The sequence below is a fragment of the Photorhabdus caribbeanensis genome (assembly GCF_018448885.1).
In the GTDB taxonomy this organism is placed as follows: Bacteria; Pseudomonadota; Gammaproteobacteria; order Enterobacterales; family Enterobacteriaceae; genus Photorhabdus; species Photorhabdus caribbeanensis.
Genome location: NZ_RCWB01000034.1, coordinates 26,219 through 41,472 on the forward strand (window position 1 = coordinate 26,219; position 15,254 = coordinate 41,472).

The 15,254-nt window shown below is 42.7% G+C and carries 15 protein-coding genes; 8 read left to right on the forward strand and 7 right to left on the reverse strand.

Annotated features, from left to right (window positions below; translation table 11 throughout):
• Positions 1–37 precede the first annotated feature (37 nt).
• Both clpA and clpS read right to left on the reverse strand, forming a co-directional pair.
• Positions 38–2,314 (reverse strand): ATP-dependent Clp protease ATP-binding subunit ClpA, encoded by a 2,277-nt coding sequence (gene clpA, locus EAE90_RS18750; RefSeq protein WP_214054760.1) that lies wholly within the window; start codon positions 2,312–2,314, stop codon positions 38–40.
• A 31-nt stretch (positions 2,315–2,345) separates the two neighbouring features.
• Positions 2,346–2,666, reverse strand: coding sequence for an ATP-dependent Clp protease adapter ClpS (gene clpS / locus EAE90_RS18755; RefSeq protein WP_214054761.1), 321 nt, complete (start codon positions 2,664–2,666; stop codon positions 2,346–2,348).
• Positions 2,667–3,009: 343 nt separating this feature from the next.
• Between clpS and cspD the strand changes: the two genes are divergently transcribed.
• Positions 3,010–3,231 (forward strand): cold shock-like protein CspD, encoded by a 222-nt coding sequence (gene cspD, locus EAE90_RS18760; RefSeq protein ID WP_036814644.1) that lies wholly within the window; start codon positions 3,010–3,012, stop codon positions 3,229–3,231.
• Between the two features lie 83 nt (positions 3,232–3,314).
• Here cspD and macB read toward each other — a convergent pair whose 3' ends face one another.
• Positions 3,315–5,258: a macrolide ABC transporter ATP-binding protein/permease MacB gene (macB, locus tag EAE90_RS18765; protein WP_214054762.1), complete on the reverse strand. Its 1,944-nt coding sequence runs from the start codon at positions 5,256–5,258 to the stop codon at positions 3,315–3,317.
• The gene (gene macA, locus EAE90_RS18770) at positions 5,258–6,373 is read right to left on the reverse strand and encodes a macrolide transporter subunit MacA (protein ID WP_214054763.1); all 1,116 of its coding nucleotides are present in this window, start codon (positions 6,371–6,373) and stop codon (positions 5,258–5,260) included. The genes macB and macA overlap by 1 nt, the downstream gene beginning before the upstream one ends.
• 335 nt (positions 6,374–6,708) lie before the next feature.
• On the opposite strand from macA, the gene EAE90_RS18775 reads away from it, so the two are divergent.
• The 5 genes from EAE90_RS18775 (at position 6,709) to artM (ending at position 10,796) form a co-directional block, all read left to right on the forward strand.
• Positions 6,709–7,608: a LysO family transporter gene (locus EAE90_RS18775; protein WP_214054764.1), complete on the forward strand. Its 900-nt coding sequence runs from the start codon at positions 6,709–6,711 to the stop codon at positions 7,606–7,608.
• A gap of 306 nt (positions 7,609–7,914) precedes the next feature.
• The gene (gene artP / locus EAE90_RS18780) at positions 7,915–8,643 is read left to right on the forward strand and encodes an arginine ABC transporter ATP-binding protein ArtP (protein ID WP_214054765.1); all 729 of its coding nucleotides are present in this window, start codon (positions 7,915–7,917) and stop codon (positions 8,641–8,643) included.
• A gap of 19 nt (positions 8,644–8,662) precedes the next feature.
• Positions 8,663–9,397, forward strand: coding sequence for an arginine ABC transporter substrate-binding protein (gene artJ, locus EAE90_RS18785; RefSeq protein ID WP_214054766.1), 735 nt, complete (start codon positions 8,663–8,665; stop codon positions 9,395–9,397).
• 14 nt (positions 9,398–9,411) lie between these two features.
• Positions 9,412–10,128 carry an arginine ABC transporter permease ArtQ gene (gene artQ, locus EAE90_RS18790; protein ID WP_214054767.1) on the forward strand — a complete coding sequence of 239 codons (717 nt, stop codon included), beginning with the start codon at positions 9,412–9,414 and terminating at the stop codon, positions 10,126–10,128.
• On the forward strand, positions 10,128–10,796 hold the full coding sequence (gene artM, locus EAE90_RS18795) for an arginine ABC transporter permease ArtM (RefSeq protein ID WP_214054768.1): 669 nt from the start codon (positions 10,128–10,130) through the stop codon (positions 10,794–10,796). The genes artQ and artM overlap by 1 nt, the downstream gene beginning before the upstream one ends.
• Positions 10,797–10,843: 47 nt before the next feature.
• On the opposite strand, the gene rlmC is transcribed toward artM, so the two are convergent.
• From rlmC to EAE90_RS18810, 3 genes are all read right to left on the reverse strand, one after another.
• Positions 10,844–11,977, reverse strand: coding sequence for a 23S rRNA (uracil(747)-C(5))-methyltransferase RlmC (gene rlmC / locus EAE90_RS18800; RefSeq protein ID WP_214054769.1), 1,134 nt, complete (start codon positions 11,975–11,977; stop codon positions 10,844–10,846).
• 24 nt (positions 11,978–12,001) lie between these two features.
• On the reverse strand, positions 12,002–12,514 hold the full coding sequence (locus EAE90_RS18805; RefSeq protein WP_139655022.1) for a type III secretion system chaperone family protein: 513 nt from the start codon (positions 12,512–12,514) through the stop codon (positions 12,002–12,004).
• Positions 12,515–12,605: 91 nt separating this feature from the next.
• On the reverse strand, positions 12,606–12,908 hold the full coding sequence (locus EAE90_RS18810) for a YbjC family protein (protein WP_214054770.1): 303 nt from the start codon (positions 12,906–12,908) through the stop codon (positions 12,606–12,608).
• Positions 12,909–13,097: 189 nt separating this feature from the next.
• On the opposite strand from EAE90_RS18810, the gene EAE90_RS18815 reads away from it, so the two are divergent.
• Together EAE90_RS18815 and ybjG are read left to right on the forward strand one after the other, a co-directional pair.
• On the forward strand, positions 13,098–13,358 hold the full coding sequence (locus EAE90_RS18815; protein ID WP_011145878.1) for a GrxA family glutaredoxin: 261 nt from the start codon (positions 13,098–13,100) through the stop codon (positions 13,356–13,358).
• A gap of 514 nt (positions 13,359–13,872) precedes the next feature.
• Positions 13,873–14,481: an undecaprenyl-diphosphate phosphatase gene (gene ybjG / locus EAE90_RS18820; RefSeq protein WP_214054771.1), complete on the forward strand. Its 609-nt coding sequence runs from the start codon at positions 13,873–13,875 to the stop codon at positions 14,479–14,481.
• Positions 14,482–15,254 lie beyond the last annotated feature (773 nt).

Consider the following 15,254-nt stretch of genomic DNA (forward strand, 5'->3'; position numbering starts at 1 on the left):
CTAACAACGTTGTATTCACCTGTGGTGTCACTCTTTATTAGTGCACTACATCTTCCGGTTTCTGCTTATAAGCACTGCTAAAACCATAGGTCAGTACGCGTTTTGCCTTATCTAAGCCAATACTTACCGAGCCACCGTGAACTAATGAGCCGAACAGGAGTTCATTTGCCAACGGTTTCTTCAAGCTATCCTGAATAACCCGCGCCATTGGACGAGCACCCATTTCTTTATCATAGCCTTTATCACATAACCACTGACGAGCATCCGCACTGACCTCCAGCGAAACACCTTTCTCATCCAGTTGTGCTTGCAGGGCGACAATGAACTTATCAACTACCTGTTGAATAACCTCAATAGAAAGCGTATTAAACCAGATGATGCCATCAAGACGGTTACGGAATTCCGGTGTAAACACTTTCTTAATCTCTTCCATTGCATCAGAGCTGTTATCCTGCTGCTTAAATCCAATGGACTTACGCTGCGTTTCACGTACCCCCGCATTCGTTGTCATGACTAAAATGACGTTACGAAAATCTGCTTTGCGACCGTTATTATCAGTCAGAGTACCGTTATCCATGACTTGCAATAACAGGTTAAACACATCTGGATGTGCTTTTTCAATCTCATCAAGCAGCAATACTGAATGAGGATGTTTAATCACAGCATCCGTAAGCAATCCTCCTTGATCAAAACCAACATATCCCGGTGGCGCACCAATTAAACGGCTTACGGTATGGCGCTCCATATATTCTGACATATCAAAACGCAATAATTTGATATTCAGCACCTTAGCAAGCTGTACGGTGACTTCCGTTTTCCCCACGCCTGTCGGACCTGCAAGCAGGAAAGAACCCACCGGTTTATTATCCTGACCCAATCCTGCACGACTCATCTTAATAGCTTCGGTCAATGCCGCAATCGCAGTATCCTGACCGAATACTAACATTTTCAGCCGCTCATCCAGTGTTCTTAGGACATCTTTATCACTGGCAGAAACGGTTTTTTCAGGGATACGGGCAATCCGGGCAACGACGAATTCAATATCCGACACATTAATCGTTTTTTTACGGCGACTAATCGGCACCAAACGAGTACGAGCACCGGCTTCATCAATTACATCGATCGCCTTATCCGGCAAGTGGCGATCAGTAATGTATTTCACTGATAAATCAACCGCAGCGCGGATCGCTTTCGTGGTATAACGTACATCATGGTGCGCCTCATATTTTGGCCGCAACCCTTTAATAATCTGTACCGTCTCTTCGGGTGAAGGCTCAACAATATCAATCTTCTGAAAACGACGCGCTAACGCCCGATCTTTTTCAAAAATATTACTGAATTCATGATAGGTCGTAGAACCAATCACTCTGATACGCCCACTAGATAACAGCGGCTTAATCAGGTTGGCCGCATCGACCTGCCCCCCTGACGCAGCACCCGCACCGATAATGGTATGAATTTCATCTATAAATAGAATACTTTTCTTATCCTGCTCAAGGGTTTTTAACAATGCTTTGAAGCGCTTCTCAAAATCACCACGATATTTAGTTCCCGCCAGCAACGAGCCAATATCCAGCGAATAAATCGTACAATCAGCCATCACTTCCGGTACATCTTTTTGCACAATCCTCCATGCCAGCCCTTCGGCAATGGCGGTCTTACCGACCCCCGACTCTCCGACCAACAGTGGGTTGTTTTTTCGGCGACGACACAATACCTGGATTGTTCTTTCCAACTCATCCTGACGGCCAATCAATGGATCAATCTGCCCTCTTTGAGCAAGTTGATTCAGATTAGTTGTGAAATTTTCCAACCGATCCTCACCTGTAGAGTGCTCTTCCGCAGATTGCGAGCCTGTCTCCTGATGATCCGATTCAGTGTCCTCTTTTTGCGTTCCGTGAGAAATGAAATTAACGACATCCAGACGACTAACATCATGTTTACGCAGCAAATAAGCCGCTTGAGACTCCTGTTCGCTAAAGATAGCCACCAGCACGTTAGCACCAGAAACTTCTGAACGCCCAGAAGATTGAACATGAAATACCGCGCGCTGAAGAACACGTTGAAAACTCAACGTCGGCTGAGTCTCCCGCTCATCATTTTCAGGTAACAACGGTGTCGTTTGTGAAATAAAATTCTCCAGCTCCTTACGCAATTGAGCCAGATTGACCTTGCAGGCTTCCAATGCTTCACGCGCTGATGAATTGCTTAACAACGCCAGCAATAGGTGCTCCACAGTCATAAACTCGTGTCTGTTATCCCGTGCTTTAGCAAAGGCAATATTAAGACTAAGTTCAAGCTCTTGGTTGAGCATAGGCACCTCCCCCTAAAATCAGTATACCTGGTCAGATTTTTTCCAGCGTACAAAGTAATGGATGCCCGTGCTCCCTGGCATACATATTTACCTGAGCCGCTTTAGTTTCTGCCACCTCAGCAGTATAAACTCCACAAACAGCCTTCCCTTGATAGTGGACATCCAACATTAACTGCGTTGCCCGTTCAATATCATAAGAAAAGAACTTTCGTAATACGTCAACTACAAACTCCATCGGAGTGTAATCATCATTGTTAAGAATGACCTGATACATTGACGGCGGCTGCAATTTTTGCTGTCGTTCATTCTTAACTGATTCCTTAACTTTCAAACTGTTATGATACTCGTTCATTATTTTCCCAACAGGATTAACCTCTAATACCAGCCACTGCCAGCAAACAAATTATGTTGTCATTTATCTTATCATTCTCTGGGCAACTCCTTTTACCACAGACTATTCCCCTATGAAAACTCGGTATAAAAGTGAATGAACGAAACTCATATCGTTATCTATATCAAACTTTAGTCATTCAAAACAACCAGACATTTGTTCTGTGCTTGACGAGAATTTGATTTTTACTACAGTATGTTTTGTGAACAAACATAGATAATGTCGCTGTTTACATGTGATTGTTTACGACTGTTATATTAATGGCTCATCTCAACCGAAATTATTAAACGAGGGATGTAGAAGTATGGAGACAGGTACTGTTAAGTGGTTCAATAATGCGAAGGGCTTTGGGTTTATTTGCCCGGCAAGCGGCGGAGAAGATATATTCGCTCATTACTCAACCATTCAGATGGACGGCTACCGGACGCTGAAAGCGGGCCAGAAGGTGAATTTCAGCGTTCACCAAGGCCCAAAGGGAAATCATGCCAGTATTATTGTTCCCCTTGAAAACGAACCCAAAGGCTAAATAGCCTGGCCTGTGGGTTATAACCAGGTATTATTCACACGCCGCTGGTCATTGCCTGCGGCGTAACGTTATTTCATTTTCGCTTATTCCCTTGCCAACGCTTCTATCGGATCAAGGCGAGCAGCATTACGGGCAGGTAGAAACCCAAATATCACGCCAATTGCGGTAGAACAGGCGAAAGCACTGAGTAAGGCGATGGGCTGGAAAACAAAGTGCCAACCAGGCAGCGCCAGTTGAGCAATCAATGCAATCGTATAAGAGAGTACAATGCCCAAAACACCGCCAACCAGACAAACCAAAATAGCTTCTATCAGAAACTGCTGCATCACATCACTGGTTCTGGCGCCCACGGCCATACGGATACCGATCTCTCTTGTACGTTCAGTCACCGAAACTAACATAATATTCATAACGCCAATCCCGCCAACTATCAGCGAAATTACCGCCACCATCGTCAAAAACAGTTGTAAAGTATGGGCCGTTTTTTCCGCCGTTTTTACCATCATGTCCACGTTATAGGTGAAAACATCCTTTTTCCCGTGGCGCAAAGTGAGCAACTGAACAATCTTCTTTTCTATATCCTTAGAGTTATAACCATCCTTTATTCTGACAGTAATTGAATCCAAATAATTTCGGTTCATCAGACGGCTGGTCATCGTGCTATGAGGCAACCAGACATGTAATGATTTGCTACTGCCAAACGTCGCTCTCTTATCAGATACCACTCCCACAATTGTGGCCGGCATATTACCCACCAAGATCACCTCCCCAATCACATTTTTCTGGTGAGGAAACAGCTTACGCTGAGTATTGTCATCAATAACCACAACTTGCCCCTGACGGCGTATCATATCCAATGAGAATCCCATTCCTTGGGCAAAGCGCAGAGCATAAACCTGAAAAAACTCATCACCAACGCCAGTCACTCTCGAAGCAACATCAATGTTCCCTTTACGAAGGCGCATTTGCCCCTCAATTTCTGGTGAAACCGCCAGAATATAGGGTTGCGCTTTAATCGCGTCTGCATCCTCTATTTTCAGCGCTTGCATACTGACCGGATCATCAAGGCCAAAATCTTCTCCCGGATAAATATCAATGGTGTTCGTCGCAATCTCTTTAATATCGGATAACACCGATGCCCTAGCCGCATCCCCGATAACCAAAATAGTCACGACAGAAGCAATACCAATGATAATCCCCAACATGGTCAGCAAAGTTCGCATCTTGTTGGCAACCATCGCCCGCCATGCCATGAATAAAGCTTCATTAAACCGCCCAACGGTCTGACGTATCGACGATATTTTTGACGTTAACGACGGAGTTTGAGCGGCTTTTCTAGTCACTTGCGTGCCAGAGTCACTCATAATGTGACCATCTTTGATCTCAATAACTCGCTGTGCCTGCGCTGCAATTTTCGGATCATGAGTGACAATAATGACGGTATGCCCTTGTTCACACAGTTGTTTGAGGATTGCCATCACCTCTTCGCCGGAATGGCTATCCAACGCTCCGGTTGGTTCATCAGCCAAAATGACCTGACCACCATTCATTAACGCCCTGGCGATACTGACCCTCTGCTGCTGTCCACCAGAGAGCTGCCCTGGCTGATAGTCGATTCGCTCTTCAAGCCCTAAACGACCAAGCAACTCTATTGCTCTCTGACGACGCTCTGCTTTAGCGGTTCCCGCGTAAATAGCTGGAATTTCCACATTCTGTTCAGCGGTTAAATGAGTCAGTAAATGATAACGCTGAAAAATAAAGCCAAAATGTTCCCGTCTCAGTGCTGCCAGTTCATCATTATTCAGTTCAGCAACATTCTGTCCCGCGACCCAGTATTCACCGTTACTGGGTTGATCAAGACACCCAAGAATATTCATCAGTGTCGATTTACCCGAGCCTGACGCGCCGATAATCGCAACCATCTCACCGGCATCAATAGACAAGGTGACATTATCCAGTACCTTTACCTGTTGCTCACCCGTGGGATAGCTGCGTTCTATACCTTTCAGCTCAAGTAACGCATTCATTACTCATCCTCTGCTTCATCATTACGACCAGTAATCACCTGCTCATGCTCTTTCAGACCAGACAGAATTTGTACATTCACATCATTGCGTACGCCAATGGTCACTTCCCGCTTCTCTTCTTTATCTCCATTCAGGATATCCACCTCATAGCGGGTTGGCGTAATCTGTTTACCCAAAGCAGAGATCGGGATCATCAACACATCACGATGGGAATCAAGTTGAATTTTCACCTGAGCGGTCATTTGCAAACGCAAAAGTTGCTGAGGATTAGCTACCTCAAAGCGGGCATAGAAGAAAATCGCATCATTAATCTTTTCTGGCGTCGGCAAAATATCTTTCAACACTCCCGGAAAATTTTTATCCGGTGCGCCTAATACGGTAAAAGAAGCTTTCTGACCCGGTTTCAGGTAAATAACGTCCGCCTCTGATACTTCCGCTTTTACCAACATCGTGCCCAGATCAGCAAGCGTCAGAATAGTCGGGGCTTCCTGTGCCGCGATGACTGTTTGCCCCTGAAGCGTTTTGATATTGACAACAACACCATCCATTGGTGCGGTAATCCGGGTGTATTGCAAATTCGCCTCAGCAGTATCAAGGCTGGCCTGATTTTTGCTGATTTGCGCCAATAAAGTTTCTACCTGCGCTCTTTTCACTTCAACGTCCGTTTTCGCCTGATCCAATTCCTGGAGCGAAACCGCCTGCACTTTCGCCAGATTGTTCTGACGCTGCAATGTAAGCCGTGCCAATTTCAATTGTGCCCTGGCTTCTATCAAATCAGCATTCAATTCTTTAATCGTGGCTTCAACTTCTTTGACCTGATTTTGCGCCGGTTTAGGATCAATCAGTGCCAATAACTGGCCTTTTGTCACCTTATCACCCACTTCAACATACAAATTCTGCAACTGACCGCTTACCTGTGCGCCAACATCTACTTTTCTGACCGCATCCAATTTTCCCGTTGCCAGTACATTTTTTTCCAAATCACCTTTAATGACAGGGACTGTCTGATATTTGATCGTTTCTGGTCCATGCAGAAAATACCCCAGAACTAATGTAATAACAGCCACAACAGCTAACAACACAACCCATCGATGTTTCGAACGAATAAAATTCATTTAAATATCACCATATTAAGCATTGGATTCAGAGAAACAGTAAAAAACTTATTTCTTGCAATACCACGAAGACTAAGGATTTCCATTCATTCTAGGTCGATACTGTTCTCTTTACGTTTTATACACATTAACAGTTATTAATAACACCCCACCTTAAGAATAAAAAATTCTTTGAGCAACAGCATACTTCTCTCTATCCTGACTATTCTCTTAATGTAAAAAAATTGTTATCTTTTATTTTCATGGTCTTTACAACCATTTTTAAAAGTCTCTACAACCGATTTTTATACTGGATTTGGATAAAAAGACATTAACTGTTTTACAGGATGTTAATTATGTACTCTGGGCTGCTGATCATTCTTTTGCCGTTAACGCTAGGCTACCTTATCCATTTGAATAATAAGGTACTGTTAAATGTTGTTCATCACCTTCTCAACGCGATGGTCTATATCATCCTGTTTTTAATGGGGATCAGCTTGGCTTTGTTAGACGATTTAGGCCGCAACCTTTTCTCTATCTTTCAATATGCAATAACATTTTTTTTATGTATTTTTACAGCTAATATGCTGGCGTTATTCCTGCTTGAAAAGCGCGATCCTTGGGTTGTTAGTCCACATAAACAGGAAAAACCGCCTTCCCGTTTACATATGATCTTTGAATCATTGAAATTATGCGGTGTGCTGATTTTAGGTTTCCTGTTTGGACTCACTGGCTGGTCATGGCTGCGCTTCTCCAATCCTGCCAGTGAAATCGCCTTAATCGTTTTACTGCTATTCGTCGGTATTCAATTACGTAACAACGGCATGAGCCTGAAACAGATATTGCTAAACCGCCGTGGCGCCATTATTGCGATTGTTATTGCTGTCAGCGCGCTTATTGGCGGTGCAATTGCAGCACTTATTCTCGGGCTGCCAATGAAAACAGGTTTAGCATTAGCTTCTGGTTACGGCTGGTATTCCCTTTCTGGCATCTTACTTTCCGACGCTTACGGGCCGGTAATCGGCAGTGCCGCATTCTTTAATGATCTGGTGCGCGAACTGGTAGCAATTATGCTAATTCCAGTTCTAATCAATCGATATCGTTCAAGCGCTCTAGGATTAAGCGGTGCGACCTCGATGGATTTTACTTTGCCAGTATTACAGCGGTGTGGTGGAGTCAGTATTGTTCCAGCAGCAATAGTTCACGGTTTTGTGCTGAGTTTGCTCGCCCCCTTACTGATGGCATTCTTTACTTAATCAGAATTTGAACCACAATTAATACTTGATGTCATAAATAACGGTTCGGACGCTTCATTTGTCATAAGTCGTCCGTTGCCACTGTTTATCCTACTATGCTTACTCATTGTGGTCGATTCATCTTCCCACGGGATAGCAACAGAATAAATAAGCTTTTGTTGATAAATCACACAAGGAGAGAATAGAACGCATTGATCAGGCATGTAATTGAAATATCAATTAATAATATTCTGTGCATAAGATGTTGCATAATTATGCTAACGGGTTTAGCATCGAACTAAATCACTGACTATTCAGAATAAAAGCATGAGTATTCAATTAAAAAGCATTGATTGCTATTACGGTGTCCATCAAGCACTGTTTGATATTAATCTTGAGTGTTCTCTAGGGGAAACAATGGTTTTGCTAGGGCCAAGCGGCGCAGGTAAAAGTACGTTGTTGCGAGTATTAAACCTGCTGGAGATACCACGATCCGGCCAGTTACATATTGCTAATCATCAATTCAATTTTGAACAAACGCCAGGAACGAAGGAAATTCGTTCTCTACGCCAAAATGTAGGTATGGTCTTTCAGCAATATAACTTATGGCCCCATCTTACTGTTATGGATAACCTGATCGAAGCACCCTGTCGCGTATTAAGTTTATCCAAGCAACAGGCACAGGAAAAAGCGAATAAGCTCCTTTCCCGTTTGCGCTTAGATGATTTTGCAGGCCGCTTCCCACAACATTTATCTGGAGGACAACAGCAACGAGTCGCTATCGCACGGGCATTAATGATGGAACCCCAAGTTTTATTATTTGATGAACCAACGGCAGCATTGGACCCAGAAATTACAGCACAGGTTGTCAATATCATCCAGGAATTATCTGCAACGGGCATTACACAGATTATCGTTACCCATGAAGTGGAAATCGCCCGCAAGGCCGCGAGCCGTGTCGTATATATGGAAAACGGCCGCATTGTAGAACAAGGTGATATCGGCCATTTTACCCAACCACAAACCAAAGCCTTTGCTAATTATCTATCACACTAACTATTAATAGGATATAGCGATGAAAAAACTACTTTTTGCAGCCCTCTTAGGCACAGTAACTTTATCTGCAACCGCCACGGAAAAAGAGACCATTCGTTTTGCCACAGAAGCCACTTATCCTCCATTTGAGTTCATCGATGCAAATAATAAAATTCAGGGTTTTGATGTCGATTTGGCCAATGCTCTCTGTGAGAAAATTAATGCAACATGTACCTTCACTAACCAATCCTTTGATAGCCTGATCCCCAGTCTAAAATTCCGTCGCTTCGACGCTTTAGCCGCCGGTATTGATATCACTCCTGAGCGCCAAAAGCAGGTTGATTTTACTAACACTTATTACGACAACTCAGCGGTTTTTATTTCCGTTAAAGGTAAAGTCTCCAGCGTAGCAGAGCTGAAAGGCAAACTTGTAGGTATCCAGAATGGTACAACTCACCAGAAGTATCTGATGGAACAACGAAAAGAGATTAAAACCGTTCCTTATGACAGCTATCAAAATGCGATTCTGGATCTGAAAAATGGCCGTCTGGACGCCGTTTTCGGCGACACTGCCGTTGTTAACGAGTGGCTGAAAAAGAATGAAAATTTAAATACCATCGGTAACAAAGTCACTGACAAAAATTACTTTGGTATCGGTTTAGGGATTGCCGTTCGTAAGGGTAACAAAGAGCTACAAGATAAGCTGAATAAAGCACTCGCTGACGTCAAACGAGATGGCACTTATGACATCATCTACAAAAAATGGTTTAAATAAGCAGCTGAATCTCCATGAATGAATTCCAATCTCTAACAAGCGCCGCCGGCATCACCGTCGGCCTTGCTGTGTCTGCATTAGTACTTGGTCTGATTTTAGCCATGTTATTTGCTGCCTGGGAATCAGCCCGTTGGAAACCCTTCGCCATACTTGGCACCTGTTGGGTTACTCTGTTCAGAGGGTTGCCGGAAATTTTGGTCGTGCTGTTCGTCTACTCCGGCGCGTCACAACTTCTCATTATACTGGCTGATGGCTTTGATGTTTATCTTATCTTCTGGCATCCCAGAGTTCAGATAGATATTCAAGACTTTTATGTCAGCCCATTCCTTTGTGGCGTCATTGCGCTGTCCCTACTCTACTCTGCCTATGCATCCCAGACACTCCGTGGTGCGATAAAAGCTATTCCCGCCGGTCAATGGGAAGCCGGTCAAGCATTAGGTCTTGGTCGCACTGAAATATTTTTCCGCCTGATCATGCCGCAAATGTGGCGACATGCTCTACCAGGGCTTGGCAACCAATGGTTAGTTTTGTTGAAAGATACCGCATTGGTATCGCTTATTAGTGTGAATGATCTGATGCAGCAAACCAAAAGTATTGCCACACGCACTCAGGAACCTTTTACCTGGTATATGATCGTGGCGCTGATCTATCTGGCTATTACTCTGATCAGTCAGTTTATTTTGAAGAAAATTGAGATGCGTACCACCCGCTTTGATCGGAGTGTTTCCTGATGCTTGAGTATATTCAACAAATTTTACCAGGGTTGACAACCAGTCTGAGCCTGACCATCACAGCGCTTTTTGTTGCTTTCATGATGTCCGCCCTGTTCACTATGGTTCTGACCATGAAATTGCCGGTACTGACACAACTGGTAAAAACCTACATTACTCTGTTCACCGGTACGCCTTTGCTGGTGCAGTTCTTTCTGATTTATTACGGACCGGGGCAATTTCCATCCATAAAAGCGTACCCGTGGCTTTGGCAATTACTGTCTGAGCCTTGGCTGTGCGCAATGGTAACACTGGCGCTTAACAGTGCGGCATATTCTACTCTGCTATTCCACGGCGCGGTAAAGGCAATTCCTGCGGGTCAGTGGCAATCCTGTCAAGCGTTGGGCATGTCTAAAGCACAATCTATGCGGATACTGCTGCCCTATGCTTTTAAACGGGCATTATCTTCCTATTCCAACGAAGTTATATTAATTTTCAAGAGTACATCTCTCGCAAGTACGATTACTTTGCTGGAAGTCATGGGATACAGTCGGCTTCTATTTGGCCGTAATTATGATGTAATGGTTTTTATGGCCGCAGGGGTGATTTATCTATGTGTTAACGGCATTCTGACTTTGCTGATGCGGATGATTGAACGCCGTGCACTCGCTTTTGAGCGCCATGACTAAACGGGAATGGGCGTTCTCTGGCCCATTCCCACATATTCTTTCGTTATTTAATCGTGATTTAACCTCAATAACGTTAAAACTTCGTAATGCTCGGTATGGGGAAACATATCAAACAACTGTGTCTTTTCTACACGATAGTTGGCAAGTGCAGCAATATCTTTCGCCATTGTCTGAGCATTACAGCTTGAATAAAGTATATAGTCCGGCGCCATTTTACTGAGATAATCGCACAACGCCTTACCAATTCCCCGGCGAGGCGGATTTACCAAAACCAATTGCGGAATTTGCTCTTTTGCTATGGCGAAGTTTGTTGAGTCCAAAGCTTGAAACTCGATATTTTCCAAACCCAATATTTTCGCCGAATCACGGGCGCAATCAATGGCTTCGGGACTGATTTCGATTCCGGTTAAACAGGTGTTTTTATCTGCGCAATGCAGACCAAAACCCCCAACACCACAGAATAGATCCCACATGCTACTGATTTTCAATTCACGAGCCCAACGTCCTGCTGTTGCATACAATTCAGAAGCCATTTTCGGGTTAGTCTGGAAAAAGCTACGTGGACGGATATAAAGAGGAATGCCGTTGAACTGTTCCTTGAGCGCTTTTTGCTCAGTAAATAGGATCTCTTTTTCTCCCTCTAAGATTGCCATATGGACCGGCTGAATATTCGCAGAGATCACCGTAAGCTGTGGCAATTGTTCACGCAACTGAGGTAAAGCACGCTCCAATTGAGCAATCTTCGTTTCAGAACGCAGTACAAAACGCAACATCATTTCACCGCTATGACGACTTTCTGTCAGCAGCAAATATTTCAGTTCACCCCGCTTACGAGCAACGTTATACGGCGTCAACCCAGCGCAAGCAATGAACGATTTAACAACATCGAATACAGGCTGAAAATGCGCTGGATAAAGGGGGCAATTACACAGATCAACCGCCGTGCCATCACGATGCAACATGCCTAGCAATGGGCGCTCTACGCTGCCACTGACAACCATTTTGGCTTTATTACGAAAAGCGCTTGGCTGGCTGGCGATTGGAGGTAGCCATTGATTCACAAAGGTTTGAGATAATAACTGTTTTAGATTCTGCTGCTTATCTTCTAACTGCTGAGAATAGGGTTTTTCAAGCCACTGACAAGAGTGACAATGCCCCGCAGAATAATGCATACATTGCATTGTAGGATGACCGTGTTGGAAATATTAGTGCAAAGTAAAAGTCGGTGCCTTAGCAGAAGCTTGTGCTTCTTCTTCCTCTTCAATGTCACTCTCAATTTCGATATCACGATTAATATACAGCAAGTTATTACTGTGAATTTCAAAAATCACACCTGCAATCTGCTCTTCGCTTTGTTGCAAGAAATGAGAAAACTGGGAAAAAGTCAGCCCGGCTGAAATAAGGAAAGATTGACACACCACCAATTTCGGTAAATTTTCATCCTGAATATCAAGAAAAGCCTTGATTGTCAGGGAACTGGCATTAATCTGGCTTAGATTAGCCATCAGAGGAATAATGGCGGTTGGTTTAACTTCAGCCAATGCAGAAAACAAGATTACATTGTCCAACAGATCAATTTTGGCATCAAATAAACCATCAATATTCTGCATATGAGGTAGATGCAGCGCTTGGCATGAATCGCACTCAAAGTAGGAAATTTTGAGCTGATCCAACCACTCACGCAATACCGATAAGTCAGGAATGACAAGTGAACTCATCTAACAACCCCATACAACGGAAAATGAAAAAGCGCTATAGCTTACGAAATAATTCTTTATCGCGCTATCACCAATAACTGATAAATTATTTTTATCTACCGTTATCACTACCTTCTGCCTTATTTTTGCTCTCTTTTTTATGATCAATACCCAAAAAAGAGAGACCGAACACTGCACGCCAAATGATGTTAACCACAGCAGGAACCAGACAACCTATGCCGGTGAAAATCATAACAACATGTGCTTCTGGCGTCATTAGTAAATCTGTTAAGACAACAATATCATTAATAGTCAAATATGCTAGGAGCAAGCAGCCAGTACCGATAATTTCTAGCAGGATAACCTGTTTTGGCATATCTGCCAATGAACTCATACTGTTTTGATGCCTTTTCATCACACCCCCTTTAACAACCTGATGCTGCATTATACTACCGGAAACTCTGTCACCAAAATTGGTATGTTGAATTAAAGCAAAAGGCAATTTCTGCTTTTTTTTACATACCTATACAGGCATAGTAGCGATCAAATGAGCACGAACAACACATCAAACCGCACTACTTTAATAAAACCAAAAGGAGTTTATATGTTTACTGTGATTTTCGGTCGTCCTGGCTGCCCATACTGTGTCCGCGCGAAAGAGCTGGCGGAACGACTGAAAGAGCAACGTGATGATTTTGACTTCCGTTATGTTGATATTCACGCAGAAGGTATTACTAAAGCTGATCTGGAAAAAACGGTTGGTAAACCTGTTGAAACTGTTCCACAGATTTTCGTTGATGAGAAACATATCGGTGGCTGCACAGACTTCGAAGCGTACGTAAAAGAGCACCAACTGCTACAATAATCGAACTTCTGGTTCTACTTTGTTGCGGTAAAAACCGCCATTGATGATTAACCACAGTGGACTCAGTTGATTTGTGCAAAAAATGTTATTTTCATCAAACTGAAAAAAATTTAATTTTTTTTCTTATCACGAAGAACTTTCTTGCCAAACCGTAGTCTGAATTAATGCCACTGCTTTTCTTTGATATCCCAATATTGAGGAACCCGATAGTCATCCGTTTTGGTTTAAGGCTATCGGGTTTTTTTATTGGATAAACACATAACCGATTCTACAGATGATCAAACTATCAACCATTTGTACTATCACCTCAGTAATCTAGAATTTATCATCATACATATCAATGAGTTGCTTGTTTTTCGTCCTGACGGCTGCCAGATGTTTCCTTGACGAAAATATAAACCAAACATAAATGACACCAACAATTACGCTTTACTCACAAGTCGGCCAATTTTACTCTCTTGCGTCCGACTATCGTGATGTACATAAGTGACTATATGTGAATGTGAGGCCCGATTTGTTAGAACAAATAAATCATGATCTGTTTACTTTTTTCAATGCTACACCTGAATCATCACCAGCCATGATTGCAATGGCGGTGTTCATTGCAAAATATCTGGTACTTATTTTCCCTCTAACATTGGTTAGTTTCTGGTTTTGGGGTTCAGAGCGTACTCTCCCTTATCATCGGGTTATCGTCAGTAAAACCACCATTGCCTTCTGTTTTGCCATGCTAACCTCATTCTGTATCGGTTTACTCTGCCCTCATGACCGCCCTTTTGCAGAAGGTTTTGGTTATAACTTTCTTCCTCACGCACCAACAACCTCATTCCCAAGTCATCACGGAACAACTGTCTTCACTTTCGCTTTATCCTTTTTATTCTGGTATAGGATTTGGCCAGGCTTATGTATGATGGCAATTGCACTGGCTATCGCATGGGCCAGAGTCTATTTAGGCGTTCATTGGCCAATGGATATGGTCGGGGCATTTATCGTCAGCCTAATGGGATGCACTTTTGCACAAATAATATGGAGCCTGTCTGGTGAAAGTTTACAAAAAAGATTGAACAGTCTGTACCAACGTTGCTGCGCTTTTCCTATCCGTAAAGGCTGGATAAAGAGCTAGTAACATAAATGCAGCTTATACCCAATGGATTTCAAGATGGATCGCGACGGCAAGGGAGCGAATCCCCGGCAGCATAGAGAGCTATGTTACCGGGGTGAGTGAGTGCCGCCAGCAAAGAGGCAACTTGAAAGATAACGGGTATAGTGATTTGAGATAAACAAACCCTATTCCAATCAAGATCTGTTTATTAGAAATTATTGGCTAATTTTACACTCCCAAATGAACATGAGTTAACCAACAGGGTAATATTCTGTACCCTATTTAACATTTATTTGCGCTTAAATTCAGCTCAATGATTTTCATATAAATCAATAAATCTGTATAAATCACTATGTAAATAGATATATAACGAACGAGATTATTAAAACTTGATCAAAGGATAGCGAGTACATCTTTCATGCATATTATTGATGCCATTAATCTATTATCTTGGTTTTATATATATGTTTCACAAAGATACAAGCATTACATCAGTGATACCTATTTTTTAAATTCGGTAACAAATTGATATTTATCAATTTATTAATCATCCCCTCTATTTGTCATTTTTATTCATTAATATATAAACAAATGAGCAAGGAATAACAAAAACATAAGATAATAATGAGAGTTGAGTAATAGGAAAATTGAGGCTATAATTTGACCTCGTTAAAATTGGCAATATTTAGGCAACAATTACACTAAATCTCGTAACATGATGACTTTTCGAGATATATTCCGCATTTGAGACTATGATCACGGTACTATTCACTAAAAATCGCTATCTTGCCGCT